Origin of the sequence: Streptomyces sp. KL116D (assembly GCF_030766975.1) — a bacterium.
In the GTDB taxonomy this organism is placed as follows: domain Bacteria; phylum Actinomycetota; class Actinomycetes; order Streptomycetales; family Streptomycetaceae; genus Streptomyces; species Streptomyces longispororuber_A.
On record NZ_JASERH010000035.1, the window covers coordinates 102,576 to 129,570 of the forward strand.

Sequence of the window (26,995 nt, forward strand, 5' to 3'; positions counted from 1 at the left end):
GTACGCTGTCTGCCGCCATGCCGTACGAAGCACCCACTCACACCGTCGAGCGCTCACTGCGCGCCACCACCGGAGCCAAGATCGTCGCCGGTGTCGATGAGGTCGGCCGCGGTGCCTGGGCCGGCCCGGTCACCGTCTGCGCCGCCGTCACCGGGCTGCGCCGCGCGCCGGAGGGGCTCACCGACTCCAAGCTGATCAGTCCCAAGCGTCGCGAGACGCTCGCGGACGAGCTGGAGAGCTGGGTCACCGCGCACGCGCTGGGGCACGCCTCGCACGAGGAGATCGACGACCTGGGGATGACCGCGGCCCTGCGTCTCGCCGCGGTACGCGCCCTCGAGGCGCTTCCGGTGCGGCCCGACGCGGTCATCCTCGACGGGAAGCACGACTACCTGGGCAACCCCTGGCAGGTCCGTACGGTGATCAAGGGGGACCGTTCCTGCATCGCCGTCGCCGCGGCTTCGGTGATCGCCAAGGTCCGCCGCGACAAAATGATGGCCGAACTGGGCATCGACCATGCAGACTTCGGGTTTGCGGCCAACGCCGGATACCCGTCGCCGGTGCATCGCGCCGCGCTGGAGGAGCGGGGGCCCACCCCGTACCACCGGCTTTCGTGGGCGTATCTTGATGCGCTGCCCCAGTGGCGGCACCTCAAGAAGGCCCGCAGCTGGGCGGACGCAAGTGTTCCGGAGATCGAGGGCCAGCTCGGCTTCGACTTCTGACCACCACGTTCGCACTGACGTGCCACCCGCTGGCGCGAACCGCACCGGCGTTTGATAGATATCAGCTCATGCCTCTCATTCCCGAGGAGCCTCAGATTCACGAGAGTGCCCAGGGTCCCCGCACCGCGCCGACCCCTCGCCCTGTACCCGGCCCGCGTCCCGCGGCGCCGCCGCGACCCGGCCGTCCGGGTCCCGCACGGCCCACGCCGCCCGCGCAGCGCACCCCGCGCGAGCCGGCCGGTGCCGTCAAGCCGGGGCCGAGCGCCCCGGCCACCCCGTCGACCTCCGACACCACGCCGCAGATCCAGCTGCTCCCGGCCTCGGTCGAGGGTGCCCTGGACGCCGCGGAGGAGGCCGTCGACCTGCTGCTCGACTCGGGCCGCGCGCCCGGCGACGTCCTGGTGATCACCACCGGTGACCCCCACCCGTGGGCCGCTCACGAGCTGTCCTTCGGTGAGGACACCTACTGGGCGCAGCACGACGCGGGCGACGACGTCTTCTACGCCGACGCCTCCGCGCTGAGCCGCGCCGCCGACCGCCCGGTGGTCGTCGTCGCCGTGAACGGCGGCGCCGACGAGGCGGCCACCACGGCACTGCCGCTCGCGCTCGGCCGGGCCGGAGCCCTGCTGATCGTGTGCGGCGACCCGCAGCGCATCAACTCGCTGCTGGGCGCCGGAGTCTGACGCACCGCTTGCCGGCTGCCCGCGCCCGTCGACGGTGTCCGGGGAGTCCGGCAGGCGGGCGCGTGAGCGTGATCGTGCGGTTCAGCGGGCCGCCGCGCGGCGGAGCATCTCCGTCGCGGCGCCGCCGGTGCGCGGCAGCGCATGCGCGTCGCCCCCCAGCGTCTCGACGGCGGAACCGACGCTCGGGCGCCGGCCGGCCCGGCCCTCGCCCAGCACCTGCCAGCCGTCACGCGTCATCGTGATGTACGCCCCGCAGCGCAGCCCGTGCAGCGTGCAGGCGTCGCGCAGCCCCCACATCCAGGCCCCGTCCTCCTCGGTCCAACGGCCGTCCCCCTCGCGGCAGTACAGCAGGACGGCGGTACGCACCGGGGACCGGCGGCGCAGGTCGTGCGGGATGACCCGGCGCAACTGGGACAGCAGCGCGTTGCGGAACGTCCAGCCGTCGGTGGCGCTCTCCCGGCGGGTGAACGAGGCGCTGGCCCGCAGTCGCTCCTCCGGATCGAGGACGGCCACGACGGCCGTGCGCGGCAGGGGTCGGTGGCGGGTGTGCAGTCCGCTGACCACCTCACGCGGATTGCGCAGCAGCGGGATTCCCGCCGCCGCCCACTCCGCGGGTTCGAGCAGCCTGGTCGGTCGGTTGACGGAATCGGCGGACCTCACGGTGCGCATCGAGGACGCGGTCATCGATGCCGCCGAAGACGGAGCGAATCCGAAGGTCACGGTCCTCCCTTCGGCTACACGCCCACACTGAGGGCGGGGTCGGACTGGGGGAGCGCACCGCGGCACAGCCCTACCGGACCACGGGAGCCGCGCGGGGAGCAGTCCCAATTCTCGCCGCCGTACTGGCACTCGGCAACGAGCAATTGGGGCAGCGGCCCGGTATCTGGTGATCCGTCGCCAATATCCCTGCCCAAAGGTTGAGACGGCGACTCCTGTGTCAGCCCTGAACCGCCAGGACCAGCGGCAACACCCCCTTGGCGCCGGCCCGGCGAAGCAGTCGCGCGGCCATCGCCATCGTCCAGCCGGTCTCCGTGAAGTCGTCCACCAGCAGCACGGGACCGTCCGCGCGCACGAGTTCCTCGACGAGCTCGGGAGACAACGTCAACGTGCCGTCGAGTGCTCGAAGTCGCTGTGCGCTGTTGCTCCGCGGGATGTGCGCCGTGTCGCTGCCCGGCACGTAGTCGACCCGGCCCAGGAGCGGCATCCGGCCCACCTGCGCGATGCCCGCGCCCAGCGTCTCGATGAGCTGCGGGCGCGCGTGGGACGCCATGGTGACCACGCCGACCGGGCGGGGCTGCGCGTCCGCGGCACCGGAGGCCCAGCCGCCGGGTCCCTTGGCCCAGTCCGCCAGGACTTCCACGACGGCCCTCGCCACGTCGTCCGGGACAGGGCCGTCCGGAGCCTGGGGCGTGAGCATGGGGCGCAGCCGATTGCCCCAGCCGATGTCCGACAGGCGGCCCAGGGCCCGCCCCGCACCCGCCAGTTCACCCACGGGGATACGGCCCTTGAGGTCGATGCCCACCGCCGCGAGTCCTGTGGGCCACATCTTCCGGGGCTCCACCTCGACACCGGGGCGCCCGAGTTCACCCCGTGCCGCGTTCAGTGCGTCCGGCGACACCGAGGCCTCGAACCGCGGGCCCGCGCAGTTGTCGCACCGCCCGCAGGGAACCGCTGCCTCGTCGTCCAGCTGGCGGCGGAGGAACTCCATCCGGCAGCCGGTCGCCGTCGCGTAGTCACGCATCGCCTGCTGCTCGGCCTCCCGCTGCTTGGCGACCCAGGCGTAGCGCTCGGTGTCGTACGCCCACGGCCGCCCCGTGGCGATCCAGCCGCCCTTCACCCGGTGCACCGCGCCGTCCACGTCCAGAACCTTGAGCATGATCTCCAGGCGGGAGCGCCGCAGGTCCACCAGTGGCTCCAGGGCCGGCAGCGACAGCGGCCTGTCGGACTGTGCGAGCACGTCCAGCGTGCGCCGCACCTGCTCCTCCGGAGGGAAGGCGAGGGACGCGAAGTAGCGCCAGATCGCCTCGTCCTCCTTGCCGGGCAGCAGCAGTACCTCCGCGTGCTCCACACCACGGCCGGCGCGGCCGACCTGCTGGTAGTACGCGATCGGTGACGACGGGGAGCCGAGATGCACGACGAATCCCAGGTCGGGCTTGTCGAACCCCATGCCGAGCGCGGAGGTGGCGACCAGGGCCTTCACCCGGTTGGCGAGCAGGTCCTCCTCGGCCTGCTGCCGGTCCGCGTTCTCCGTCTTGCCCGTGTACGAGGCCACGACGTGGCCGCACTGGCGCAGATAGGCGGTGACCTCCTCCGCGGCGGCGACCGTGAGGGTGTAGATGATCCCGGACCCCGGCAGATCGTTCAGGTGGTCGGCGAGCCAGGCCAGCCGGTGTGCGGCGTCGGGCAGCTGGAGCACTCCCAGGCTGAGGCTCTCGCGGTCGAGCGGGCCGCGCAGCACCAGGGCGTCCGAGCCGCCGCCGGTCCCGAGCTGCTCGGCGACGTCCGCCGTCACGCGCGCGTTGGCCGTCGCCGTCGTGGCCAGGACGGGGACCCCCTGCGGGAGCTCGGCCAGCATCGTGCGCAGCCGCCGGTAGTCGGGGCGGAAGTCGTGTCCCCAGTCCGAGATGCAGTGGGCCTCGTCGACCACGAGCAGGCCGGTGGCCGCGGCGAGCTGCGGCAGGACGTTGTCCCGGAAGTCCGGGTTGTTCAGCCGCTCCGGGCTGACCAGGAGGACATCGACGTCACCCGCGGCCACCTCGGCGCGGACCGAGTCCCACTCCTCGGTGTTCGACGAATTGATCGTGCGGGCGCGGATGCCCGCGCGCTCCGCCGCCTCCACCTGGTTGCGCATCAGCGCGAGCAGCGGGGAGACGATCACGGTCGGCCCGCTGCCCCGCTCGCGCAGCAGGGCGGTCGCCACGAAGTACACCGCGGACTTTCCCCAGCCGGTGCGCTGCACGACGAGGGCACGTCTGTGCTCGGCGACCAGCGCCTCGATCGCGCGCCACTGGTCCTCGCGCAGCCGGGCAGTACCGCTCGGGTCTCCGACGAGGCGGGCGAGTACGGCATCGGCGGCCGTCCGCAGGTCTTCGTTGCTCATGCCCCCATGCAACCCGATGGGACTGACATCGCGCGAACGAGCCCGCCGAGCTGTGGACAACTTGTGTCGTGTCCCTGATCGGGGTTATCCACAGGCTCAACCGGAGTCCGGCAATCCGCGGCATGGTCGACGCATGACGAATCACATCGAGCCCGCCGGTGCGACCGGCGAGGCCAAGATCACGCTGCGCACCGCCGGTGAACTGGCCGAGGCGCTCCCGTACTTGCTCGGGTTCCGGCCCGACGCCAGCATCGTGCTGGTCGCCCTGCACAAGGGCCGGTTCGGCGGCCGTGTCCGCATCGGCATCCCCGAGCGTGCCCGGGACTGGCCGTCCGTGGCGCGGCAGATGGCCCATTGCCTGGTCGGCGAGTGCGAGCGCCGGGAGGGGCGACCGGACAGCGTGGTCGCCTTCCTCTGCCAGGACGCGGCGCCGCTGGGCGTGGGGCCTGGGCGTGGACCCCGAGTGGTCATGGAGCGGCTGCGTCCGCTCGCCCAGCTCCTGCGCACCGAGTGCGGCAGCCTCGACGTGCCGGTGACCGAGGCGCTCTGCCTCTCGGACGGCCGTTACTGGTCCTACTGCTGCCCTCGCCCCGATTGCTGCCCGCCCGAGGGCAATGCCATCAGTACGGGTGGCACGTCGGTCATGGCGGCGACGGCCGCGTACGCCGGGATCCAAGTGCGGGGACCCGTGGCGCAGTTGAAGGCGCGTCTCGCTCCCTTGGAGACGGCGCTCGTCGCGGAGCAGACGAGGGCGTTGGACGCCGCGGCCATGAGCCTCGTGCCCAGGATCTTCGCCGGAACGCCGCGTGAGGAAGTGGAGCTGGAGACCCTCGACCTGGCGCGACTGATCATGAGCCGCCTCGCGGCCGCACCCAGCGTCGACGCGCCCTTGGACGCGGACCTGAGGGACGATGAGCTCCTCGCCCATGACGAGGCGGCGGCCCTGATCCTCGGCCTCCAGGACCGGCTCACCCGGGACCGGGCGGCGGAGTGGATGGAGGGCGAGGACGCACCCGCCGCGCTGCGCTTGTGGCGAGGACTGGCGCGGCGCTGCGTAGGACCGTACGGGGAGCATGCCGCGGCACCACTGACGCTCGCGGGCTGGGTGGCGTGGTCGCTCGGCGACACCGTCGAGGCAGACCTGGCGCTGGAGATGGCCCTCTCCGCCGACCCGCGGTACGTGTTCGCCCGACTGCTGAACGAGGCCCGTGCCGAGGGCATCGACCCGGAGCCGGTGCGGCGTGGGCTGCGGGGGAAGCGGGCCGAGCGGGCGGCGGAGGAGCGCGTGGCGGGGGCGGTCCTCGGAGGCGAGGAGGCCGCCGTGGAGGAGGCGTCCGAGGTCGAATCCACGGAGGTGTCCGGACCGGCGCCCCGGTCGGCATCGGTGTCGGTGTCGGTATCGGTATCGGACTCGACCTTTGACGAGACGTCTGACGAATCGTCCGACGAGACGTCTGGTCCGGCGGCCGGAGGGGCCGTGGATCCGGGCGTCTCCCGGGCGGCCCGAGGCCTGGAGGCGGCCTTGCGCCGTCGGGGCGAGCGGCGGTTCGGGGCGGGAAGCCGGCCGGCCAGGGCGGGAGCACGGGCGCCGCGCCGTCCCTCGGGGCGTCGACGCACCGGCCGCCAGCGGACCAGGGACGAGGGATGAGCGGCGCGAATCCGCTCCGGCGGTGGGGGATCAGGAGCTTCGGCACGCTGCGGCGTTACTTGCCGTGGCACCGCTCCGTTCATCTGAGTGGCGGCAGCCACGGCCGGGCCCTGTCGCCGACGCGATCCGCGGCCCGGCGGCATGCCGGCGCCCCGCGCGTCCGCGCGCGAAAGGAGGCGCCCCATGGCGGAGTTGGAGCTTCGACCCACCACAGGGGTGGGCCATGGGCGCGGTCAGGGTGGCGTCGACCTCCCAGCCGGTCGTCGGACACACACGAAGCCCGAGCGGCCGAGCGGGGGACCGTGTGTCACCCAGACACGGGCCGGGCGACACACTTCCGTCGCCTGCCACATGACGTGCCCCGGGGGAGTGGAGCGGCGATGACGGCCGACGTGTCGCGGCAGTTCGGGTCATCGGCGTCCGACAGCGGGGCCACGCGCGCTGTCGCGCCAGGGCGGGGCACGGCACGATCGACCACGGTCGGCGCGGGACAGACGGGAGCGTCCGCGGGCGCAGGCGCCCCGACCCCGGCGGCCCCGGTTCCGGTGGCGCGGAGGGCGCCGGAACTCCCGCCCGTGCACCGGGCCTTGATCTGCGTGGCGCTCCCGGGACTCGTCGTCTCGTCCGATCAGGGGCAGCTGACGGCGCAGGGACTCGAAGGCTTCTACCGAGGAGGACGGCGGCTGCTGTCCCGGTGCCAGATCCGTGTGGCCGGGCGCGAACCCGTCGCCGTGCAGGCACGCATGATCGCGGCGGACCGTGCTCGGTTCGTGGCGACGGTGCGGACCGCGCCCGACGCCGGACCCGACCCCGACGTCGTCGTCGAGCGGATCCGCCAGGCCGACGGCATCGAGCGGATCACGCTGCACAGTTCCGCGCCGCGTCCGCTGCGCCTGCCGCTCGAAGTGGCACTCGGTACCGATTTCGCCGAACTGGGCGCGGTCGCCGCGGGGAGCTCCGGTCGTGAACTGGCCGCCATGGTCCACGACTCGGGCATGCGGTGGTCGGCCCCGACGGGCCACGCCGTGGTCACGGCGACCCCACCGCCCACGGACGCCCTCGCCTCCGCCGGGCTGCTGCGCTGGGAGTTCGAGCTGCCGCCCGGAGGCACCCGCACCGTGGAGCTGCGGGTGCGCGGGGAGGGCGCGGGCATCAGCCGAGCCGTCACCAACAGCACGGTCCGCCCACTGGCCCCGGCACAGGCGCAGGGCGACGACCCACGCGTGGGGCCTCTGCTCCAGACCTGCATCGACGACCTCCAGGTCCTGTCCGTACGTGATCCGGCGCATCCGCAGGACGTGTATCCGGCGGCCGGCGCACCCTGGAGATGCGGACTCGCGCCCGCCGAGGCGCTGGCCGCGGTGCGGATGGCGCTCCCGTTGGGCACCCGCTTGGCCGCCGGAACGCTGCGGGCACTCGCCCGGACCCAGCGGACCGGACCCGGACCGGAGCACGGCCGGCTCCCCGGACCCCTGCGGCACGTCGGCGCACACCTGCCGCCGAGCTGCACGGGCGTCGAGGCCACCCTCCTGTTCCCCACGGTCCTGGCGGAAGCCAGACGCTGGGGCCTCGCCGAGCAGGAGGTGCGCGAGCTGCTCCCCGCAGCCGAGCGCTGTCTGCAGTGGCTCCGCTCGGCCACGCGCGAGGGCCCCTACCTCCCCGACCCCGGCCCGGGAGGGCCGCTGCGCTGCGAGACCCAGGCACACGCCCACCGTGCCGCGCTCCTCGGCGCCGACCTGCTCGACGCGTACGACAGACCCGGAGGCGCGGAACTCCGGCAGTGGGCGGACGCCATGCGGCTGCGGTTCCGCGAGGACTTCTGGTGCGACGACCGGGGCGGCGGCAGACCGGCGGCCGCCCGCACCCCGGACGGCCGCCCTGTCCCGCACCTCGGGAGCGGAGCCGCCCACCTTCTGGACACCGGACTGCTGGGAGCGGGCACCTGCGCGCCCGGGCTGCTGGACAAGGTGCAGACCGAGCAGCTCGCGCGGCTGCTGGGGGGACCGGCCCTCGATTCGGGGTGGGGGCTGAGATCGCTGGGGGTGAAAGAGGCCGCGTACAACCCGTTCGGGCATCGCACCGGGGCCGTACGCGTGCACGAGACGGCCGTCGCCGTCGCGGGACTGGCCGTCGCGGGGTACGAGAAGGAGGCGGCCTCCCTGCTCAGAGGGGTGCTGGCCGCCGCGGAGACCTTCAGCCACCGCCTGCCCGAGATGTACGCCGGGGAGCAGCGGGTGGAGGGCGGCGCCCCGCTGCCGCATCCCGCAGCCTGCAGACCGGCCGCCGTCGCAGCGGCCGCCGGGGTGCACCTGCTGGCCACACTGGCGGGAATCCGCCCGGACGTGCCGGCCCGGACGGTGCGGCTGGCGCCGGTCCGCAGCGCACCGCTGGGAGAAATCGGACTGACGGGCCTTCGCGTGGCGGGGCAGACGTTCTCCGTGCGGGTGAGCAGGCTCGGCCTGGCCATGGTCGAGGAGGCAGCGGACGTCCTGCAGTTGGGGGTGTGACCCGGTGGGGCGCACCCGGACCGGGGCCCCCGTGAACCATTCGATGAAGCGCGGAACCAACGAGCGAAGGGAGTGTTTATCGTCAGGCAGACGACTATGATCGTTCCATGTCGCCCTACGACCCGTCGGCCTTCCCGCCCTTCGCTGTCACCGTCGACCTGGTCGTGCTGACCGTGCGTCGCCACGCGCTGTGTGCGTTGGCCGTACGGCGCGGTGAACCGCCCTTTCAGGGCCGTTGGGCACTGCCCGGTGGGTTCGTGCGGGACGACGAGGACCTGACGGAGGCCGCGGCGCGGGAGCTGGCCGAGGAGACGGGACTGTGTGCCCACGACCCGGCGGCGCCCGCTCAGGACAACGGCGCGCACCTGGAGCAGTTGGCCACCTACGGCGATCCGAAGCGGGACCCGCGGATGCGGGTGGTCAGCGTCGCGCATCTCGCCCTCGCCCCGGATCTGCCCGCACCCCGTCCGGGCGGTGACGCGCACAGTGTGCGCTGGGCTCCGGTCGAGGCGTTGCTGAACCAGGTCGGCTACGGGCGCGAGGACGAGCAGGCCGCACCGCTGGCCTTCGACCACGCGCAGATCCTGGCGGACGGTGTCGAGCGAGCCCGCTCGAAGATCGAGTACTCCTCGCTGGCCACCGCCTTCTGCCCGCCCGAGTTCACCGTGGGCGAGCTGCGCCGGGTCTACGAGGCGGTGTGGGGCGTGGCCCTCGACCCCCGCAACTTCCACCGCAAGGTCACCGGGACCCCCGGATTCCTGGTGCCCACCGGCGGAACCACCACGCGCCAGGGCGGGCGACCCGCACAGCTCTTCCGGGCCGGCGGCGCCACGCTCCTCAACCCGCCGATGCTGCGACCGGAAGTCTGACCAACTCGCCGTTGGGATGCCGTTGCTCGGCCCTGGGCCTCGGCACCCCGGTTTCTCCGGTGCGCGCGCCGTGGGCCCGAGCAGACACCCGCGCCCACACCCTGCCCGAAAAGCCAGAAATATCGCGTTATCTTGCTGCGGTACCCACGGAGTTCGCCCGCTGCCCGACAGGCGGGCGAGCCCCGGCCGCCGAGCGGTCGCCCATCCTGCGAGAGAAGCGATGATCCAGGCCATCGGACTGACCAGCAACGCCCGTAAGGACAGCCCGCCCTCGATCGACGACGTGTCCTTCGAGGCACACGCGGGCCGGGTCACGGCCCTGCTCGGTGCCCGGGGCGCCGGCAAGACGACCGCCGTACGGCTGATGCTCGAACTCCAACAGGGCCGTGGCATCACCTACTTCAGGGGACGGCCCCTGCATCGCATCGCCCACCCCGCCCGCGAAGTGGGCGTGCTCCTCGGCGACGTACCGGGCCACCCGGCGCGCACCGTCCGCGGGCAGCTGCGCATGCTCTGCTCGGCGGCGGGGGTACCGGTCCAGCGCGCGGACGAAGTGCTCGAAGTCGTGGGCCTGGTGAGCCTGCGCGACCAGCGCCTGGGCACCCTCTCGCGCGGCATGGACCGGCGGCTCGGGCTGGGCTGCGCCCTGCTCGCGGACCCGCACACCCTGGTGCTGGACGGCCCGGCGATCGGCCTGTCGATCCGTGAGAGCAAGTGGCTGCACGGCATCCTGCGCGCCCACGCGGCCCTCGGCGGCACGGTGCTGTTCACCACCGACGACCCCAAGGAGGCGGCCCGTACCGCCGACCGCGTGGTCACCCTCGACGAGGGACGGGTGGTCGCGGACCAGGAGGCCGGTGCCTTCGCGCGCACCCGTCTGCGGCCTCGCGTCGCCGTCCGCAGCCCGCACGCCGCGCGACTCGGGGTGCTGCTGGCCAAGGAGGCCCGCACGGCGAAGCGCTCCGTGGAGGTGGTCACGGAGGACGGCAGCCGCCTCTCCGTGTACGGGAGCAGCTGCGCGGACGTGGGGGAGGCCGCGTTCCGGCACGGCATCCTCGTGCACCAGCTCGCCGACGAGGTCGGGGACGCGGGTCCCTCAGCCGGCGCCGCATCCGGGCGCGAGAAGGCCACGGGCGGCCCGGGCGCAGTCGACGTCACCGCGCAGCCGGTCACCGACGGCGACGCCGGCGCGGGCTCGGCAGCCGGTATGTGTGACTCCGCGGCCGCTGACAACGAAGTCGACGCGCTCGGCCCCGCAGTCACTGACCCCCTCAACTCCCCGGCCCCCACCAGTACGTTCGTCCCCCTCCCCGACACGACCGCCGAGTCGCCCGCGGTCGGGCGTGGCCTTCTCGGCGGCTTCCGCACTGTCGGCGCCGACGAGGGAACCGGAGGAATCAACGGCGGGGCCCCCGCTGCGCCGCCCGCCCTCTCGCCCCTCCCCCCACCCATCACCGTCCGCCCCGCCCGCAGCCCCCTGCGCCCACTGCGCTACGAACTGCGCCGCGCGACCGGCATCGCCACCGGATACGTCACCATCGCGCTCGTCGTCGCCGTCTCCGCGCTGCTCTCCGTACTGCTGGCGCGGGTCGGCCACACGCCGCAGCCACGCCTCCTCGCCGCCTGGCCCCAGGAACTGCCGCTGCCGCCCGCGGCGCTGGGCGCCGGACTGCTGGGCGCCTTCGCCTTCGGCGACGAGTTCCGCCACCCCGCGCTCGCCGCCGACCGGGGGACCGTCCCGCGCCGCCTGGGACTTCTCGCGGCCAAACTGCTCGTCGGCGTGGCGACCGCCGTCCTCATGGCCGCCCTCGTGATCGGCTGCGATGCCGCGCTGCTCCACCTCGTATACGGACAGGAACTCACACAAGTTCCCACCGACTGGCTTTCGCAGAGCGCGAGTTGGCTGGCTCTGGTCACCGCATGCGCATGGGCGGGCATTCTCGCCTCAGGAGTGTTCCGGTCGATGACGGCCGGACTGGCCGCCGTGGTGGCCGTTCCCGTCGTCATCGTGCCGCTCGTACAGAAGGCCTTGGAGGGTCCATCTGTGCGAACGGCGGCCGGGCTTCCCGCCCGCCTGCGTGATCTTGCCCTGGTGCACTGGCCGTTCGGAGCCGAGCGGTTCGTGGCCGCCGGCGTGCGGATGATCGCCCAACCCGTGGGGGGAGCACTGATGTTGTCCCTCAGTGCTCTGCTCTGCGCATATCTGTTCATGCTGCTGCGTCCCAGGGTGCGGTGACGCGGGGTCGGCGCCTTCTGGTTCGCCGTCGCCCGCAACTCCCTCTGGAACGCCCATTTCTTTCCGATAAGGCGTCAATGGGCGCGAGAGGGGAGATCACCCTTTCGTGTGCTTTTCACCAAAGACCTCAAGGGAGTTGAGGGCGGCGCCGACAACACATTCCGTGAGTACCCTTGCGCACACCATGATGACCGCCGCCCGCTCCGCCGACTCAGGCCTCGCAGGACCGGGCGAACTCGACCGCTACCCCTACGCGGAGTCGGCCGCCGACCGCGTCGGCCCCTCCGTCTGGGACAGCACCGACCAGGATCTGGGCCGGGTGAGCCGACGAGCCGCGGGCAGCCGGGGCCGCGGTCTGCACGGTCAACTCGTCCAGCAGCTGGGGCAGATGATCGTCTCGGGCGACCTGGGCGCCGACCGCCCGCTGGTGCCGGAGGAGATCGGGCAGCGCTTCGAGGTGTCCCGGACCGTCGTCCGCGAGTCGCTGCGCGTCCTGGAGGCCAAGGGCCTGGTCAGTGCCCGGCCGAACGTGGGCACGCGCGTGCGCCCGGTCAGCGACTGGAACCTTCTTGACCCGGACATCATCGAGTGGCGCGCCTTCGGTCCGCAGCGCGACGACCAGCGCCGCGAGCTGAACGAGCTGCGCTGGACCATCGAGCCGCTCGCCGCCCGGCTCGCCGCGGGCCACGGCCGCGAGGACGTGCAGCAGCGCCTTGCCGACATGGTCGAGATCATGGGGCACGCCCTCGCGCAGGGGGACTCGATCACCTTCTCCCGCGCCGACGCGGAGTTCCACTCGCTGCTCATCCAGCTCGCCAGCAACCGCATGCTGGAGCACCTCTCCGGCATCGTGTCCGCCGCCCTCCAGGTCTCCGGCGGCCCCGTCACCGGCTGCGACCGCCCGAACGAGACGGCGGTGGCGCACCACGCCCGCATCGTCGACGCGCTCGCGGCCGGTGACGGCACCGGCGCCGAGGCCGCCATGCGGCAGCTGCTCACCGTCCACCCCGAGGTGGAGCGCGTGGTGCCGGCCCCCCGCGAGCACTGACCGCGCCGAGGCCGCCGCGGAGCGAGGAAGTACGAACCTGATGTCGCCGGACGGCGCCCTCTCATGTGCTCTGTGCATGTGTAGGCGGGCGCTGTCCGGCGACTCGGTCGTACACGGTCTCGCGTGACGTCCACGGACGTGACTTCCCCGAAGGTTCCGTGCGCGGGTTCGCCGGGCGATCGGGGCGAGCCTCCGGCGTGACCGACTATGCCCGTATCCGTCTGCTTTTGACCGCTTACGGGGTGTGACTCGGGCCACGCAGATTGGGCGTAACGCTCCTCGGGGCAGCGCGATGACCTAAGAGGTGACAGCCGAGGAGGGAATACAGCAGCCGCTTGCGGCGCTGTCCATCTCCCCGGCCCCCGCCCGCGCCGTCGGCCCATCCCCAAGTCGGCGGACGTCGGCTCCGGTCCACTGTGGACGGGGCCGGAAGCCGTTTTCCAACGTTCCGAGAGGTTGTTCGTGTCGGCCAGCACATCCCGTACGCTCCCGCCGGAGATCGCCGAGTCCGTCTCTGTCATGGCGCTCATTGAGCGGGGAAAGGCTGATGGCCAGATCGCCGGCGATGACGTACGCCGTGCGTTCGAAGCCGACCAGATTCCGGCCACTCAGTGGAAGAACGTTCTGCGCAGCCTCAACCAGATCCTCGAGGAAGAGGGTGTGACGCTGATGGTCAGTGCCGCTGAGCCCAAGCGTCCCCGAAAGAGCGTCGCAGCCAAGAGTCCGGCCAAGCGCACCGCCACCAAGACCGTCGCGGCCAAGACGGTCACCGCCAAGAAGGTCGCTGCCACGACCGCCCCCGAGCCGACGGTCGCCGAGGCCGCCGACGAGGAGACCGCGCCTGCCAGGAAGGCCGCGGCGAAGAAGACGACGGCCAAGAAGGCCACCGCGAAGAAGACGACGGCCAAGAAGACCGCTGCCAAGAAGACCGGGTCCAAGAAGGACGACGAGCTTCTCGACGACGAGGCGACCGAGGAGACCCCCGCAGCCGCCAAGGGCGGCGACGAGGAGACCCCCGAGGGTCAGGGCTTCGTCCTGTCCGACGAGGACGAGGACGACGCGCCGGCCCAGCAGGTCGCCGCCGCCGGTGCCACCGCCGACCCGGTCAAGGACTACCTCAAGCAGATCGGCAAGGTCCCGCTGCTCAACGCCGAGCAGGAGGTCGAGCTCGCCAAGCGCATCGAGGCCGGTCTGTTCGCCGAGGACAAGCTGGCCAACGCCGACAAGCTCGCCCCCAAGCTCAAGCGCGAGCTGGAGATCATCGCCGAGGACGGCCGCCGCGCCAAGAACCACCTCCTGGAGGCCAACCTCCGTCTGGTGGTCTCCCTGGCCAAGCGCTACACCGGCCGCGGCATGCTCTTCCTGGACCTCATCCAGGAGGGCAACCTCGGTCTGATCCGCGCGGTCGAGAAGTTCGACTACACCAAGGGCTACAAGTTCTCCACGTACGCCACCTGGTGGATCCGTCAGGCGATCACCCGCGCCATGGCCGACCAGGCCCGCACCATCCGTATCCCGGTGCACATGGTCGAGGTCATCAACAAGCTCGCGCGCGTGCAGCGCCAGATGCTCCAGGACCTGGGCCGCGAGCCCACCCCGGAGGAGCTGGCCAAGGAACTCGACATGACCCCGGAGAAGGTCATCGAGGTCCAGAAGTACGGTCGCGAGCCCATCTCCCTGCACACCCCGCTGGGCGAGGACGGCGACAGCGAGTTCGGTGACCTCATCGAGGACTCCGAGGCCGTCGTCCCGGCCGACGCGGTGAGCTTTACGCTCCTCCAGGAGCAGCTGCACTCCGTGCTCGACACCCTGTCGGAGCGCGAGGCGGGCGTCGTCTCCATGCGATTCGGCCTCACCGACGGTCAGCCGAAGACCCTGGACGAGATCGGCAAGGTCTACGGCGTGACGCGTGAGCGCATCCGTCAGATCGAGTCCAAGACGATGTCGAAGCTGCGTCACCCGTCGCGCTCCCAGGTGCTGCGCGACTACCTCGACTAGTCGCAGCCGCTGTACGGCCGTCAGAAGGCCCGGCACGCCCCGTTCGCGGGGATGTGCCGGGCCTTCTGCGTACGCGCCTGTGAGCGGATCCTCGCGGTGCGTACGGGGCGGTGTTGAATCACTCTGGGTGTGCCCTAGCAACCGAGAGTGAGGAGACCCCGCATGCGTCGTCCCTTCGCGAGCGCGCTGACCGCGCCGCTGACCGCGCTCGCCGCGGCCGTCGTGGTTCCGCTGGCCTCGCCGTCGCCCGCAGCCGCGGACGGCGTGGTCATCGGCGGCCGTCAGGTACAGGCCTCCCAGAGTCCGTGGGCGGTGGCGCTCTCCAGCCGTGACCGGTTCGGGGGTACGCGCGCGGGACAGTTCTGCGGCGGCGTGGTCGTCTCCCGGACGACGGTCCTCACCGCGGCGCACTGCATGAGCGAGGACGTGCTCGGCGCGCCGAGCGGTCACGTGCGCGACCTCAAGGTGATCGCGGGCCGCAGTGACCTACGGGCTTCCGAGGGTGCCGAGATCCCGGTCCGTGACGCGTGGGTCAACCCCGACTACGACAGCGGCACGAACTCCGGCGATGTGGCGGTCCTCACACTGGCCACACCGCTGCCCGGGGGATACGTGATCCCGATGGCCGAGGAGGGCGACCCCGCGTACCGGCCCGGCACGGAGGCCGCCGTCTACGGATGGGGCGACACGACCGGTGCGGGCGACTACGCGCGCACGCTGCACGCCGCACAGGTCCAGGTGCTCCCCGACGGCGTGTGCGAGCAGGCGTATCCCGGCAGCTCGGACGGCCGGTACCTGCCGTCGTCGATGCTGTGCGCCGGCGAACCGAACGGCGGCAGGGACGCCTGTCAGGGAGACAGTGGCGGCCCGCTCGTCGCCCAGGGCAGGCTGATCGGCCTGGTGTCCTGGGGGAGCGGCTGCGGACGCGCGGGCAGCCCCGGCGTCTACACGCGGGTCTCGGACGTGCTGCGGGTGCTGCGGCAGCACGGCTGAGGTCTCGTGCGGATACGAGGACGGGCGGCCGCCCCTGTGCGGGGGCGGCCGCCCGGTCACCGGCCTGATGCCGGAGCTGGCTCGTCGTGGATGCGAGGCGTCAGCGTTCCTCGGTCTCGGCATTTGCCGGAACGGCGGTGAGCCGCTCCGTCTCGTCCTGTATCTCAGCGGCGATCTTCTTGAGTTCCGGCTCGAACTTGCGACCGTGGTGGGCGCAGAAGAGCAGTTCACCACCGCTGATCAGGACGACGCGCAGATATGCCTGGGCGCCGCAACGGTCACAGCGGTCAGCGGCCGTCAGCGGGCTCGCGGGGGTCAGAACAGTAGTCACGTCGCCTCTTCTCTAGCTCGACGAGCTGTCGTACCAGGGTCAACATCCAACCAGGCCGAAAACGTTCCCGCTCGCGGCTTTTCCTCGAAAAATTTCTCCGAGGCCGACTGGCTGCTGCCGGGTGGCGGCGAATGTGCCGTATTGCGTCTCTTACGTGTCTTACGGGTTCGCGCGTTCCGTCAGGTCGGTCCTCCGGCTGGGTTGCCGGTTGTTCATGAGGACGTGCCCGGAGCCTAAATGGTTCATGCCTGGAAGGGAACGTGATGTGTGCTTCACTCCATCGAGGGATCGAACACACATGCGACCCTGGACTAGTCTGGTCTGAGGTGAGGGTGGCGTTACAACGGCTCTACCAGGCCTCGGTACCCTCTCACCGGCGACCGACGCCGGCCCTTTACCCACAAGGGCCCCATCTGAAATTCAGCGAGGAGCGAACCGCGTGACCGCCGAAACGTCCGTGCCGTCCACAGCGCTGCTGACCGGAGCAGACCGGGACGGTTCCAACTACACCGCGCGGCACCTGCTCGTCCTCGAGGGGCTTGAAGCCGTACGCAAGCGTCCGGGCATGTACATCGGCTCGACCGACAGTCGCGGTCTGATGCACTGCCTCTGGGAGATCATCGACAACGCCGTCGACGAAGCCCTCGGGGGCTACTGCGACAACATCGAGGTGATCCTGCACGACGACGGCTCCGTCGAGGTGCGGGACAACGGCCGCGGCATCCCCGTGGACGTCGAGCCCAAGACCGGCCTCTCGGGAGTCGAGGTCGTCATGACCAAGCTCCACGCGGGCGGCAAGTTCGGAGGCGGCTCGTACGCGGCCTCCGGCGGTCTGCACGGCGTGGGCGCCTCCGTGGTGAACGCGCTGTCGGCGCGCCTCGACGTCGAGGTGGACCGCAACGGACACACACATGCCATCAGCTTCCGTCGTGGCGTTCCCGGTGCTTTCTCCAAGCCCGGACCGGACGCCCCGTTCGACCCCTCGGCGCGACTGAGCAAGGTCAAGAAGGTCCCGAAGAACCGGCTGGGCACCCGCGTCCGCTACTGGGCGGACCGGCAGATCTTCCTCAAGGACGCGAGGCTCTCCCTGGAGAACCTCCACCAGCGTGCCCGCCAGACCGCCTTCCTGGTGCCCGGACTGACCATCGTCGTGCGCGACGAGTTCGGTCTCGGCGAAGGCGGCAGCAAGGGCGAGGAGTCCTTCCGCTTCGACGGCGGCATCAGCGAGTTCTGCGAGTACCTGGCGCAGGACAAGGCGGTCTGCGACGTCCTCCGCCTCACGGGACAGGGCACCTTCAAGGAGACCGTCCCCGTCCTCGACGACCACGGCCAGATGACACCGACCGAGGTCACCCGCGAGCTCGGCGTCGACGTCGCGCTGCGCTGGGGCACCGGCTACGACACGAACATCAAGTCGTTCGTGAACATCATCGCCACGCCCAAGGGCGGCACCCACGTCACGGGCTTCGAGCGCTCGCTCACGAAGACCATGAACGAGGTGCTGCGCTCCCAGAAGCTGCTGCGCGTCGCCGAGGACGACATCGTCAAGGACGACGCCCTGGAAGGCCTCACGGCCGTCGTCACGGTGCGCCTGGCGGAGCCGCAGTTCGAGGGCCAGACCAAGGAGGTCCTCGGTACCTCGGCGGCCAACAGGATCGTGGCCACCGTGGTCGCCAAGGAGCTCAAGGCGTTCCTGACCTCCACCAAGCGGGACGCCAAGGCACAGGCCCGGGCCGTCATGGAGAAGGCCGTCGCCGCGGCCCGCACCCGTATCGCGGCCCGCCAGCACAAGGACGCGCAGCGTCGCAAGACGGCCCTGGAGTCGTCGTCCCTGCCCGCGAAGCTCGCGGACTGCCGCAGCGACGACGTGGAGCGCAGTGAGCTGTTCATCGTCGAGGGGGACTCCGCCCTCGGCACGGCCAAGCTCGCCCGGAACTCCGAGTTCCAGGCGCTCCTGCCGATCCGCGGCAAGATCCTCAACGTTCAGAAGTCGTCCGTCTCGGACATGCTGAAGAACGTCGAGTGCGGCGCGATCATCCAGGTCATAGGAGCCGGGTCCGGCCGGACCTTCGACATCGACGCGGCCCGCTACGGCAAGATCATTCTGCTGGTCGACGCCGATGTCGACGGTGCGCACATCCGCTGCCTGCTCCTGACGCTGTTCCAGCGCTACATGCGGCCCATGGTCGAGGCGGGGCGCGTCTTCGCCGCCGTCCCGCCCCTGCACCGCATCGAGCTGGTCCAGCCGAAGAAGGGCCAGGACAAGTACGTCTACACGTACTCGGACCGCGAGCTGCGGGAGACGCTGCTCGAGTTCCAGCGCAAGGGCGTGCGCTACAAGGACTCGATCCAGCGCTACAAGGGCCTGGGCGAGATGGACGCGGACCAGCTGGCGGAGACCACGATGGACCCGCGTCACCGCACGCTGCGCCGGATCAACATCGGCGAGCTGGACGCGGCGGAGCAGGTCTTCGACCTGCTGATGGGCAACGACGTGGCGCCCCGCAAGGAGTTCATCAGCAGCTCCGCGGCCACGCTCGACCGCTCGCGCATCGACGCGTAGCAGCCGGGCCGTGCCCCGCGGCACGGCCCGTCCCGGTCGGCTCCACCCCTGGGTGGAGCCGACCGATCCACCTCGGATCCACCTCCGCTCCGATCTCCTGACCTGCCGATTTCCGTAGCGTCGAAGGCGTTGGACCACTTCGCTCCCGACCGCTCCACGGAGGCAGTCATGTCCGGGCTCTCCACCGCACTGGTGATCGTTGCCGTCGTCGTGCTCGTCCTGGTGCGCCAGTTCAGGACGGAGCGGTTGTCGCAGGACCGCAAGTGGTGGCTGCTGCCCGCGATCCTCGCCGTCCTCGCCGTCAAGGACGGCTCCCTGACGGACCCGCATCACGTGACGACCTCGGTCGTCCTGCTCACCGTCGAGCTCTTGGTGAGCGTCGGCATCGGGATCGGCTGGGGCCTCACCACACGCGTCTGGGCGGACGAGCACGGCGATGTGTGGACCAAGGGCACCTTCGCCACGGCCGGCGCCTGGCTCGGCGGCATCGCGGCCCGCGGCTCCGTCGTCGGGATCGGTCTGGCGATGGGCGTGCACCTGGGCACGTCGAGCCTCATGCTGGGCTTCGCCGTCTCGCTCCTGATCCGCTCCGGTCTGGTGATGCTCAAGGCCAACGGCGAGCGTCCGGCGTACGTTGGAGCTGCCGCGCAGCCGACGTGGGAGGCCCGCGGGTGATCCGCAGACACTGGACGGAATGGCCCTCGCGGGAAGCGCTCTCCCGCGAGGGAGTCACCCGTGCCCGGCGGATCATCGCCCGAGTGGTGCGGGTCGGCGTGATCGGGATGCTGGTGTGGACGGCCGTCACCCAGCGCGGGGTCAGCGACTGGGCGCTGCTGCTGAGCCCCGTACTGCTGCTCGCCTGCGTCGCCGCGTCGTGGGCCTACATGCGCACCACCTACGACCACCGGCTGTGGCCCTCCATCGGGCTGCTCGGCTCCATGGTCGGGATCGCCCTGCTGGCACAGTGGGCCGGGTTCGTCGGTCCCGCGATCGTCCTGTGGTGCGGCTGTGCGGTCGCGGCGCTCGAGCGGTTGCCGCTCGCCGCCTCGGTGCCCATCACCGTGGTGTCGCTGACGGGATTCGTCCTGGTCAACGACGACGCGTGGCTGACCACGGCGGTCGTCGTCGTCGGCCTGTGCCTGTCCGGCTACGTGCTGCGCCTCGACGCGGAGGCCCGGGGGAACGCGCAGCGGCTGCTGGTGCAGGAGCGTGCGGCACGGGCCGCGGAGGCGGAGTCGGCCGCGCTGGCCGAGCGCTCCCGCATCGCCCGCGAGATCCATGACGTCCTGGCGCACAGCCTCTCCGCCCAGCTCGTCCACCTGGAGGCGGCCCGGCTCCTGATCGAGCGGGGCGCCGAGCGGGACCAGATCCTGGAGCGGGTCGTCGCCGCGCGCGGCATGGCCAGGGACGGTCTCGCCGAGACCCGTCAGGCCCTCTCCGCGCTCCGCGGGGACATGACTCCGCTGGAGGACTTCCTCAAGGAGCTGGTGGCCTCCTCGGACGGCGCCACGCTCGCGGTGGAGGGCCCGCGCAAGCCGCTGTCCGCCGAGGCGTCCCAGGCGGTGCGCAGGGTCGCCCAGGAGGCGCTGACGAACGTCCGCAAGCACGCTCCCGGGGCCAAGGCCGCGATGCGGCTGGAGTACAGGACCGACGAAGTGGCCCTGGAAGTACAGGATTCGGGCGCGGCCCGGCCGGACGCCGAACTCACTGTCAGTGGCTCCGGTTACGGTCTGTTGGGGATGAGGGAGCGCGCCGAGTTGCTGGGTGGCTCGCTGGAGGCCGGGCCGTGCGAGGAGGGCTTTGTGGTCAGGTTGAGGGTGCCCGCATGAGCGGGACCGACGCGGGGGGCGTCGCGGGCAGGCCGCCGGCCCGCGTGGTGGTCGTGGACGACCAGACCGTGGTGCGCGAGGGCATCGTGATGCTGCTCGGGCTGTTGCCGGGGATCGAGGTCGTGGGATCCGGGGGAGACGGCGAGGAAGCGGTCGCGCTCGTGGGCGAACTGGCGCCGGACGTCGTCCTGATGGACCTGCGCATGCCGCGCTGCGACGGAGTCGAGGCCACCAGACGGATTCGCGCGGAGCACCCGGGCACCCAGGTCGTCATCCTGACCACGTACGCGGACGACGAGTCGCTCTTCCCCGCCCTGACGGCGGGTGCGCGCGGCTATCTGACCAAGGACGCCGGCGGGGACGAGATCGTCCGGGCGGTGGAGGACGTCCTGTCCGGCGAGGCCGGGCTCTCGCCGAAGATCCAGCGCAGGCTGCTGGAGCGACTCTCGCAGCCCGAGTCGGCCGCGCCGGAGCCGAAGGAGCCACCGGACGGGCTGACGGCACGGGAGGCCGAGGTCCTGGTGCTGATCGCCGACGGTCTGACCAACCAGGAGATCGCCCGGTCGCTCCACGTGTCCACGGCGACGGTGAAGACCCACATCAACAACCTGTTCGCGAAGGCCGGCCTCAAGGACCGGGCCCAGGCGGTCCGTTACGCGTACCGGCACGGACTCGCGAAGCCGCCGGGGGCGTCCATCACCTAATGGGGTGAAGGGCTTGCGAGGAGAGTCCGGGATCTTCCCGGTCTGTCCATCCTTGGGCACGCGGCCGCAGTGGGCCGCGGACAAGGAGAGTTCGGTGGAGAAGCACGACGGGCGCGAGACGGCGCAGCCCCGGACCGGCGATCGCGGTGGTGCGGGCGATCCCTGGTACGACGCGCTCGCCTCGGGATGGGGCGAGTTGGACGGCACGGGCGCACCGGCGCCCGCCGTGCCCGCCCAGTCCGTGCCGCGGGAGCGGAGCGCGGCGGGGGTCTACCTGGAGGTCCAGCGCAGCGCCGCATTCCAGGAGGTGCGCGGGCGCTACCGCAGGTTCGTTGTGCCCGCGGTCGCGATCTTCTTCGCCTGGTACGTCGCGTACGTCGTGGCCGCCACCAGCGCACCGGACCTGATGGCCCGGCAGGTCGCGGGCTCGGTGAACGTGGCGATGGTGGCCGGGCTCGGACAGTTCGCCAGCACGTTCCTGCTGACGTGGCTGTACGCACGTCACGCCCGGCTGCGCCGTGATCGGCCGGCGCTCGAACTGCGGTGGGACACACAGGAGATGACCCGTGGCATCGCCGATTCCGCGCGCATGAACGGTTCCGCGAGACCGCACGGTGCCGGGCGGGTCCGCGGGAGTGAGGGCGGCCAGTGGTGACCGGCACCCATCAGACCCTGGCGCTGGTCCTCTTCAGCGCGTTCGTGGCCGTCACCCTCGGCATCACGACCTGGGTGAGCCGCAACCGGCACGGCTCCGCCGAGGAGTTCTACGCCGGAGGCCGACTGTTCTCCCCGATGGAGAACGGTTTCGCCATCGCCGGTGACTACATGTCGGCCGCCTCGTTCCTCGGTATCTCCGGCCTGATCGCGCTCTTCGGCTACGACGGGCTGCTCTACTCGGTCGGCTTCCTCGTGGCCTGGCTCGTGGTGCTCTTCCTCGTCGCCGAACTGGTCCGCAACTGCGGCCGGTTCACACTCGCCGACGTCGTCGCCGCCCGGATGCGGGAGCGGCCCGTGCGCATCGCGGCGGGAACTTCCTCGGTCACCGTGTCCGTTCTCTATCTGGTGGCGCAGATGGTGGGAGCGGGCAGCCTGGTCGCGCTGCTGCTCGGGGGGACCAGCGGGGCCGCGCAGGCATGGACCGTCGTCGGCGTGGGCGCGCTCATGGTCATCTATGTGTCGATGGGAGGGATGCGGGCCACCACCTGGATCCAGATCGTGAAGGCCGTCCTGCTCATGGGCGGGACGATCGCCCTGACGGTGCTCGTCCTGGCGCACTTCCACGGTGACTTCAACCAGCTGCTGCGTACCGCCGCCGCACGCAGCGGCCACGGGTCGGACTTCCTCGTGCCCGGGTTGAAGTACGGCGGGAGCTGGACCGCGCGCTTCGACTTCATCAGCCTGGGACTCGCGCTCGTGCTCGGCACGGCGGGCCTTCCGCACATCCTGTCGCGCTTCTACACCGTGCCGACCGCACGCGCCGCACGCCGCTCGGTCGTCTGGTCCATCGGGCTCATCGGCAGCTTCTACCTGATGACGATCGTGCTCGGGTTCGGCGCCGCCGCCCTGGTGGGTCCCGACGCCGTGCGGGGATCGAACGCCGCGGGGAACACGGCGGTTCCGCTGCTCGCCCTCGACCTGGGCGGCGGCGCGGACTCCACCGGGGGCACGGTCCTGTTCGCGATCGTCGCCGCGGTCGCCTTCGCCACCATCCTCGCCGTCGTCGCCGGGATCACGCTGGCGTCCTCGGCGTCCGTGGCCCACGACCTGTACGCCTCGCTGCGGCGGCCGGGCGGGAAGCAGCGCAGCGAGGTCGCGGTGGCGCGGATCGCCGCGGCCGGAATCGGTGTGCTCGCGATCGGCCTCGGGCTGCTCGCCCGCGACTTGAACGTGGCGTTCCTGGTCGGCCTCGCCTTCGCCGTCGCGGCGTCCGCCAATCTTCCGGTGCTGCTCTACTCGCTGTTCTGGCGGAACTTCACGACGCGTGGCGCCGTCTGGTCGGTGTACGGAGGTCTGCTGCCCGCGCTGGCGCTCGTCGTGCTGTCGCCGGTGGTCTCCGGGAGCCCCACGTCCCTCTTCCCCGGGGTGGACTTCCAGTACTTCCCGCTGGAGAACCCGGGGCTCGTCTCCATCCCGCTCGGCTTCCTGGCGGGCTGGCTGGGCACGGTGACCTCGCCCGAACCGCCGGACGAGGCCAAGCACGCCGAGACCGAGGTACGGGCGCTCACGGGCGCCGGAGCTGTCTGAACGGACCTGTCCGAACGGACCTGTCCGAACGGGGCTCTCTGGACGGGGCTCTCTGACCGGAGCCGCCTGATCTGAGCCGCCTGACCGGAGCCGTCTGACCGGAGCCGTCTGACCCGAGCTGTCTGCCCGGAGCCGGCTGACCTGGCCCCGTCCATCGCGTCCGATCGGCGCCTCCGGGACCGGGCCCGGTCAGAGGCTCGTGGCCCACTCGTAGCGGTGCTCGGGACGCCCCGTGTCGCCGTACTTGAGGCTCAGCCGCACCCGCCCGGTCCGCTCCAGCAGCTTGAGGTAGCGCTGGGCGGTCTGGCGGCTGAGCCGCGTCCGGTCGGCCAGGTCCTGGGCGGAGAGCGGGCCTTCGGCACCCATCATCGCCCTGCGGACCAGTTCGGCGGTGGTGGGCGAGTGCCCCTTGGGCAGCTCGGGGGCGGGAGTGGCGGACAGCGCGCCGAAGATCCGGTCGACCTCCGTCTGCTCGGCCTCACCACCGCCGTCGAGCGTGCGCCGCAGCGCCGCGTACGCCTCCAGCTTGCCGCGGAGACCCGCGAACGAGAACGGTTTGACCAGGTACTGCAGCGCCCCGTGGCGCATCGCGGCCTGTACGGTCGCCACGTCGCGCGCCGCGGTCACCATGATCACGTCGATCTGGTGGCCGCGTTCCCGCACCGTACGGGCGACGGACAGGCCCGTCTCGTCCGGCAGGTAGTGGTCGAGGAGCACCAGGTCGACGGCCAGCTCCTCGATCCGCTCCAGGGCCTCCGCCGCACTGTGCGCCTTGCCCGCCACGCGGAACCCGGGCACCTTCGCCACGTAGGCGGCGTTGACGTCGGCCACGCGGGCGTCGTCGTCCACGACCAGTACCTCGATCATCAGACCTCCTCGGCAGCCGTGGCCGGTACGGGTTCGGTGAGGGCCTCCGGCAGGACGACGACGAACTCGGCGCCCCCGCCGGCTGATCCGGTCACCTCGGCCGTCCCGCCCTGCCGCTCGGCGAGCCGGCGGACCAGGGCGAGCCCGATGCCGCGCTTGCCGTGCGCCGGCGGCTCCTTGGTGGACCAGCCTTCCACGAAGACCGCCTCCCGCTGATCGGCGGGCACCCCGGGGCCCGTGTCCCGGACCCGGAGGACCGCCGCACGCCCCTTGGCGATCAGCACCACCTCCACGCGCGCGTGGCGGCCCGAACCGGCCGCCGCGTCCAAGGCGTTGTCCACCAGATTGCCGACGATCGTGACCAGCCCACGGGGATCGACGAGCCGGTCGGGCAGGGCCGTGTCCGCGGAGACCGCGAGGGCGACACCGCGCTCCGCGGCCACCGTCGCCTTGCCCACCAGGAGGGCGGCCAGCAGCGGGTCCTGAAGCTTCTCGGTGATCTGCTCGGCGGTGACCCGGTGCGCGCCCGCGACCTCGCCGACGAACTCCGCCGCCTCCTCGTACATCTCCAGCTCCAGCAGACCCAGCAGCGTGTGCATCCGGTTGGCGTGCTCGTGGTCCTGTGCGCGCAGGGCGTCGATCAGGCCGCGGGTGGAGTCGAGTTCGCGGCCCAGCTGCTCCAGCTCGGTGCGGTCGCGCAGGGTGGCGACCGCGCCCCCGTCGTCCGTGGGCATCCGGTTGGCGACCAGGACCCGCTGGCCGCGCACGGTCAGCAGATCGGTGCCGGTGGCCCGGCCCGTGAGCACGTCGGTGGTACGGCCCGGACCCAGCGCCGCCTCCAGGGGCCGGCCGATCGCTTCCGCGTCCAGACCCAGGAGCCGCTGCGCCTCGTCGTTGAGGAGGCGTATCCGGCCGCCGCGGTCCAGCGCGACGACGCCCTCCCGAATGCCGTGCAGCATCGCCTCGCGCTCGGCCAGCAGCGCGGAGATGTCGGAGAAGGCCAGGTCCCGCGTCTGCCGCTGGACCCGGCGCGAGATCAGATAGGCGGCGAGCGCGCCCACGGCCAGGGCCCCGCCCGCGTACGCGAACAGGCCCGGGATCGCGTGGATCAGGCGCGCGCGGACGCTGTCGTACTCGATGCCGACCGACACCGCGCCCACGATGGCCCCGTCCGTGCCCCTGAGCGGCACCTTGCCGCGCGCGGAGCGGCCGAGGGTACCGTCGTCGATCTCCATCACCTCGTGGCCCGCCAGCGCCTCGCTGGGGTCCGTCGAGACGACCCTGCCGATCTGGTCCCGGTCGGTGTGCGACCAGCGCACCCCGGCCTTGTTCATGATCACGACGTACTCGGCGCCGCTGGCCCGCCGGATCCGCTCCGCCTCGGTCTGCACGGGACCGCCCGCCGTCGGCCGCGACGACCGCAGGTCGGCGGCGATCTGCGGCTGTGCGGCCGTGGTCTGCGCGATGGCGAGCGCCCGGCGCATGGCCTGGTCGTCCAGCTGGTCGCTCAACGGCGCCAGGAACAGGCCCGTGGCGAGCACGGCCACCCCCGCGGCGATCGCCACCTGCATCAGCAGGACCTGCGCGAACACCCGCCTCGGCAGTCCGAAGCGCAGTCTGCGGGTGGGGGGAGTCGTGCTCATGGTGACGAACGGTACGGGCCCGTCCGCCCCCGATCGAAGCCCTTGTGGCGCGGATCTCCTCCGACGCCGGGCAGCACTCAGGCGCGTGGCGCGGGAACCTCACGCACAGCCACGACATCCATACGGGCCGGTGAGCCGAGAGCGGCGCCGCAGCTCTCCGGGCGGGGCGGCAGGGACGCGCCCTGGGCGACGGTCACCTGCCAGTGGCGCCCGTCGGTGTGGGCGACGGTCACCTCCCACCGGGGAGCGTCCTGGGCGTCCTGCGCGGCTTCTGTGCGTACGACGCTCAGGGCGTCGGCGCCGTTCTCGCGGGCCGCCCGGCGCACCGCCAGTTCCGCGGCCTGACCGGGGCGGTCCCAGGCCGAGTTGCCGCGGCATCCTTGGGTGACGATCCGGCCGGCGCGCACCGCGTCCAGGACCGCCTTCACGTCGGCGGCCGAGGCCCTCCCGTAGGCGTATCCGTACGGCAGCACCAGAAGGGTGGGGGAGAAGCGGTGGCCGCCGAGGTGGGTGACCTCCCAGACGTCCTGCTCGCCGGAGAGGGCGAGTTCGGCGGCCAACGGCCGCCCCAGGAGCGCGCAGCAGCGGTCGCGCTTTCCGTTGGTGCACACGAAGGCGAGCGGCGCGCCGGTGTGGGGATCGCCGAAGCCGCCGTGATCACCCGATCCCAGAGCGGCGAAGTCCAGCTGGAGCAGCTCCGCGGGGGTGTCGACGGTGGTGCTCCGCAGCCAGGCGTTCCCGGGCGTCGTGTGGGCCACGTACACCTGGTGGCGGACCGGTCCGTGGCAGTCCGCGTGCCGCCCGGGCCGCCGGACGAGCGCGACCCGCGCTCCGGTGCCGTCGGCCGCGGCCTCCAGGGCACGGCCCACGTCGGGGTCCAGATGGCTGGAGGTCAGGGCCTTGGCGCCCCAAGGGCCGGGCTGCTCGATCAGCAGCCAGGTCCGGGCGGTGGCCGCGGTGCCCGCGAGAGGCTCGTCGAGGTCCCGCGAAGCGGCCGTGCACGTACTCACAGA

21 protein-coding genes are annotated in these 26,995 nt (G+C 71.9%); 15 read left to right on the top strand and 6 right to left on the bottom strand.

The features are described from left to right. Positions 1–17: 17 nt before the first annotated feature. Positions 18–719: a ribonuclease HII gene (locus tag RBJ77_RS13685; RefSeq protein WP_372345257.1), complete on the top strand. Its 702-nt coding sequence runs from the start codon at positions 18–20 to the stop codon at positions 717–719. A 68-nt stretch (positions 720–787) separates the two neighbouring features. Next, entirely contained in the window at positions 788–1,402 is a 615-nt protein-coding gene (locus RBJ77_RS13690) for a hypothetical protein (protein WP_372345258.1), read from the top strand. Between the two features lie 81 nt (positions 1,403–1,483). Here RBJ77_RS13690 and RBJ77_RS13695 read toward each other — a convergent pair whose 3' ends face one another. Together RBJ77_RS13695 and RBJ77_RS13700 are read right to left on the bottom strand one after the other, a co-directional pair. After that, positions 1,484–2,122, bottom strand: coding sequence for a hypothetical protein (locus RBJ77_RS13695; RefSeq protein ID WP_372345259.1), 639 nt, complete (start codon positions 2,120–2,122; stop codon positions 1,484–1,486). Positions 2,123–2,339: 217 nt separating this feature from the next. Then, positions 2,340–4,502, bottom strand: coding sequence for a RecQ family ATP-dependent DNA helicase (locus RBJ77_RS13700; RefSeq protein WP_372345260.1), 2,163 nt, complete (start codon positions 4,500–4,502; stop codon positions 2,340–2,342). Positions 4,503–4,635: 133 nt separating this feature from the next. On the opposite strand from RBJ77_RS13700, the gene RBJ77_RS13705 reads away from it, so the two are divergent. The 7 genes from RBJ77_RS13705 to RBJ77_RS13735 all read left to right on the top strand — a co-directional run bounded on the left by RBJ77_RS13705 (position 4,636) and on the right by RBJ77_RS13735 (position 15,801). Beyond that, positions 4,636–6,150 (top strand): DUF4192 domain-containing protein, encoded by a 1,515-nt coding sequence (locus tag RBJ77_RS13705; RefSeq protein WP_372345261.1) that lies wholly within the window; start codon positions 4,636–4,638, stop codon positions 6,148–6,150. Between the two features lie 587 nt (positions 6,151–6,737). Next, on the top strand, positions 6,738–8,657 hold the full coding sequence (locus RBJ77_RS13710) for a glycogen debranching N-terminal domain-containing protein (RefSeq protein WP_372345456.1): 1,920 nt from the start codon (positions 6,738–6,740) through the stop codon (positions 8,655–8,657). A gap of 107 nt (positions 8,658–8,764) precedes the next feature. Then, a complete protein-coding gene (locus RBJ77_RS13715; protein WP_372345262.1) occupies positions 8,765–9,526 on the top strand; it encodes an NUDIX domain-containing protein in 762 nt (253 codons plus the stop codon). A 220-nt stretch (positions 9,527–9,746) separates the two neighbouring features. Next, a complete protein-coding gene (locus tag RBJ77_RS13720; RefSeq protein ID WP_372345263.1) occupies positions 9,747–11,762 on the top strand; it encodes an ATP-binding cassette domain-containing protein in 2,016 nt (671 codons plus the stop codon). Between the two features lie 163 nt (positions 11,763–11,925). Continuing rightward, the gene (locus RBJ77_RS13725) at positions 11,926–12,810 is read left to right on the top strand and encodes a FadR/GntR family transcriptional regulator (RefSeq protein WP_372345264.1); all 885 of its coding nucleotides are present in this window, start codon (positions 11,926–11,928) and stop codon (positions 12,808–12,810) included. 462 nt (positions 12,811–13,272) lie between these two features. After that, entirely contained in the window at positions 13,273–14,808 is a 1,536-nt protein-coding gene (locus tag RBJ77_RS13730; protein ID WP_255970351.1) for an RNA polymerase sigma factor, read from the top strand. 162 nt (positions 14,809–14,970) lie between these two features. Beyond that, positions 14,971–15,801, top strand: a complete 831-nt coding sequence (locus tag RBJ77_RS13735; protein ID WP_372345265.1) for a trypsin-like serine protease — start codon at positions 14,971–14,973, stop codon at positions 15,799–15,801. A gap of 100 nt (positions 15,802–15,901) precedes the next feature. Here the strand turns inward: RBJ77_RS13735 and RBJ77_RS13740 are convergent, their stop codons facing one another. Continuing rightward, entirely contained in the window at positions 15,902–16,132 is a 231-nt protein-coding gene (locus RBJ77_RS13740; protein ID WP_255970357.1) for a hypothetical protein, read from the bottom strand. Positions 16,133–16,571: 439 nt separating this feature from the next. Between RBJ77_RS13740 and RBJ77_RS13745 the strand changes: the two genes are divergently transcribed. The 6 genes from RBJ77_RS13745 to RBJ77_RS13770 all read left to right on the top strand — a co-directional run bounded on the left by RBJ77_RS13745 (position 16,572) and on the right by RBJ77_RS13770 (position 23,472). Beyond that, positions 16,572–18,695, top strand: a complete 2,124-nt coding sequence (locus RBJ77_RS13745) for a type IIA DNA topoisomerase subunit B (RefSeq protein WP_372345266.1) — start codon at positions 16,572–16,574, stop codon at positions 18,693–18,695. A 168-nt stretch (positions 18,696–18,863) separates the two neighbouring features. After that, on the top strand, positions 18,864–19,370 hold the full coding sequence (locus tag RBJ77_RS13750; RefSeq protein WP_372345267.1) for a DUF1453 domain-containing protein: 507 nt from the start codon (positions 18,864–18,866) through the stop codon (positions 19,368–19,370). Beyond that, the gene (locus RBJ77_RS13755; protein WP_372345268.1) at positions 19,367–20,524 is read left to right on the top strand and encodes a sensor histidine kinase; all 1,158 of its coding nucleotides are present in this window, start codon (positions 19,367–19,369) and stop codon (positions 20,522–20,524) included. Before RBJ77_RS13750 ends, RBJ77_RS13755 begins: the two co-directional genes overlap by 4 nt. Beyond that, positions 20,521–21,228 (top strand): response regulator, encoded by a 708-nt coding sequence (locus RBJ77_RS13760; protein ID WP_372345269.1) that lies wholly within the window; start codon positions 20,521–20,523, stop codon positions 21,226–21,228. The genes RBJ77_RS13755 and RBJ77_RS13760 overlap by 4 nt, the downstream gene beginning before the upstream one ends. 94 nt (positions 21,229–21,322) lie before the next feature. Further along, entirely contained in the window at positions 21,323–21,883 is a 561-nt protein-coding gene (locus RBJ77_RS13765; RefSeq protein ID WP_372345270.1) for a DUF485 domain-containing protein, read from the top strand. Further along, positions 21,880–23,472: a cation acetate symporter gene (locus tag RBJ77_RS13770; protein WP_372345271.1), complete on the top strand. Its 1,593-nt coding sequence runs from the start codon at positions 21,880–21,882 to the stop codon at positions 23,470–23,472. Before RBJ77_RS13765 ends, RBJ77_RS13770 begins: the two co-directional genes overlap by 4 nt. A gap of 189 nt (positions 23,473–23,661) precedes the next feature. On the opposite strand, the gene RBJ77_RS13775 is transcribed toward RBJ77_RS13770, so the two are convergent. The 3 genes from RBJ77_RS13775 to RBJ77_RS13785 all read right to left on the bottom strand — a co-directional run bounded on the left by RBJ77_RS13775 (position 23,662) and on the right by RBJ77_RS13785 (position 26,992). Beyond that, positions 23,662–24,339, bottom strand: coding sequence for a response regulator (locus RBJ77_RS13775; RefSeq protein WP_372345272.1), 678 nt, complete (start codon positions 24,337–24,339; stop codon positions 23,662–23,664). After that, positions 24,339–25,982: an ATP-binding protein gene (locus RBJ77_RS13780; RefSeq protein WP_372345273.1), complete on the bottom strand. Its 1,644-nt coding sequence runs from the start codon at positions 25,980–25,982 to the stop codon at positions 24,339–24,341. Before RBJ77_RS13780 ends, RBJ77_RS13775 begins: the two co-directional genes overlap by 1 nt. Before the next feature lie 77 nt (positions 25,983–26,059). Further along, complete coding sequence (locus tag RBJ77_RS13785) at positions 26,060–26,992, bottom strand: sucrase ferredoxin (protein ID WP_372345274.1); 933 nt, start codon at positions 26,990–26,992, stop codon at positions 26,060–26,062. Positions 26,993–26,995 lie beyond the last annotated feature (3 nt).

Bases quoted from the DNA above. Each gene is read 5' to 3' on its own strand.
- RBJ77_RS13685 (WP_372345257.1), top strand. From the start codon at position 18: ATGCCGTACGAAGCACCCACTCACACCGTCGAGCGCTCACTGCGCGCC.
- RBJ77_RS13690 (WP_372345258.1), top strand. From the start codon at position 788: ATGCCTCTCATTCCCGAGGAGCCTCAGATTCACGAGAGTGCCCAGGGT.
- RBJ77_RS13700 (WP_372345260.1), bottom strand. From the start codon at position 4,502: ATGAGCAACGAAGACCTGCGGACGGCCGCCGATGCCGTACTCGCCCGC.
- RBJ77_RS13705 (WP_372345261.1), top strand. From the start codon at position 4,636: ATGACGAATCACATCGAGCCCGCCGGTGCGACCGGCGAGGCCAAGATC.
- RBJ77_RS13715 (WP_372345262.1), top strand. From the start codon at position 8,765: ATGTCGCCCTACGACCCGTCGGCCTTCCCGCCCTTCGCTGTCACCGTC.
- RBJ77_RS13720 (WP_372345263.1), top strand. From the start codon at position 9,747: ATGATCCAGGCCATCGGACTGACCAGCAACGCCCGTAAGGACAGCCCG.
- RBJ77_RS13735 (WP_372345265.1), top strand. From the start codon at position 14,971: ATGCGTCGTCCCTTCGCGAGCGCGCTGACCGCGCCGCTGACCGCGCTC.
- RBJ77_RS13750 (WP_372345267.1), top strand. From the start codon at position 18,864: ATGTCCGGGCTCTCCACCGCACTGGTGATCGTTGCCGTCGTCGTGCTC.
- RBJ77_RS13760 (WP_372345269.1), top strand. From the start codon at position 20,521: ATGAGCGGGACCGACGCGGGGGGCGTCGCGGGCAGGCCGCCGGCCCGC.
- RBJ77_RS13775 (WP_372345272.1), bottom strand. From the start codon at position 24,339: ATGATCGAGGTACTGGTCGTGGACGACGACGCCCGCGTGGCCGACGTC.
- RBJ77_RS13780 (WP_372345273.1), bottom strand. From the start codon at position 25,982: ATGAGCACGACTCCCCCCACCCGCAGACTGCGCTTCGGACTGCCGAGG.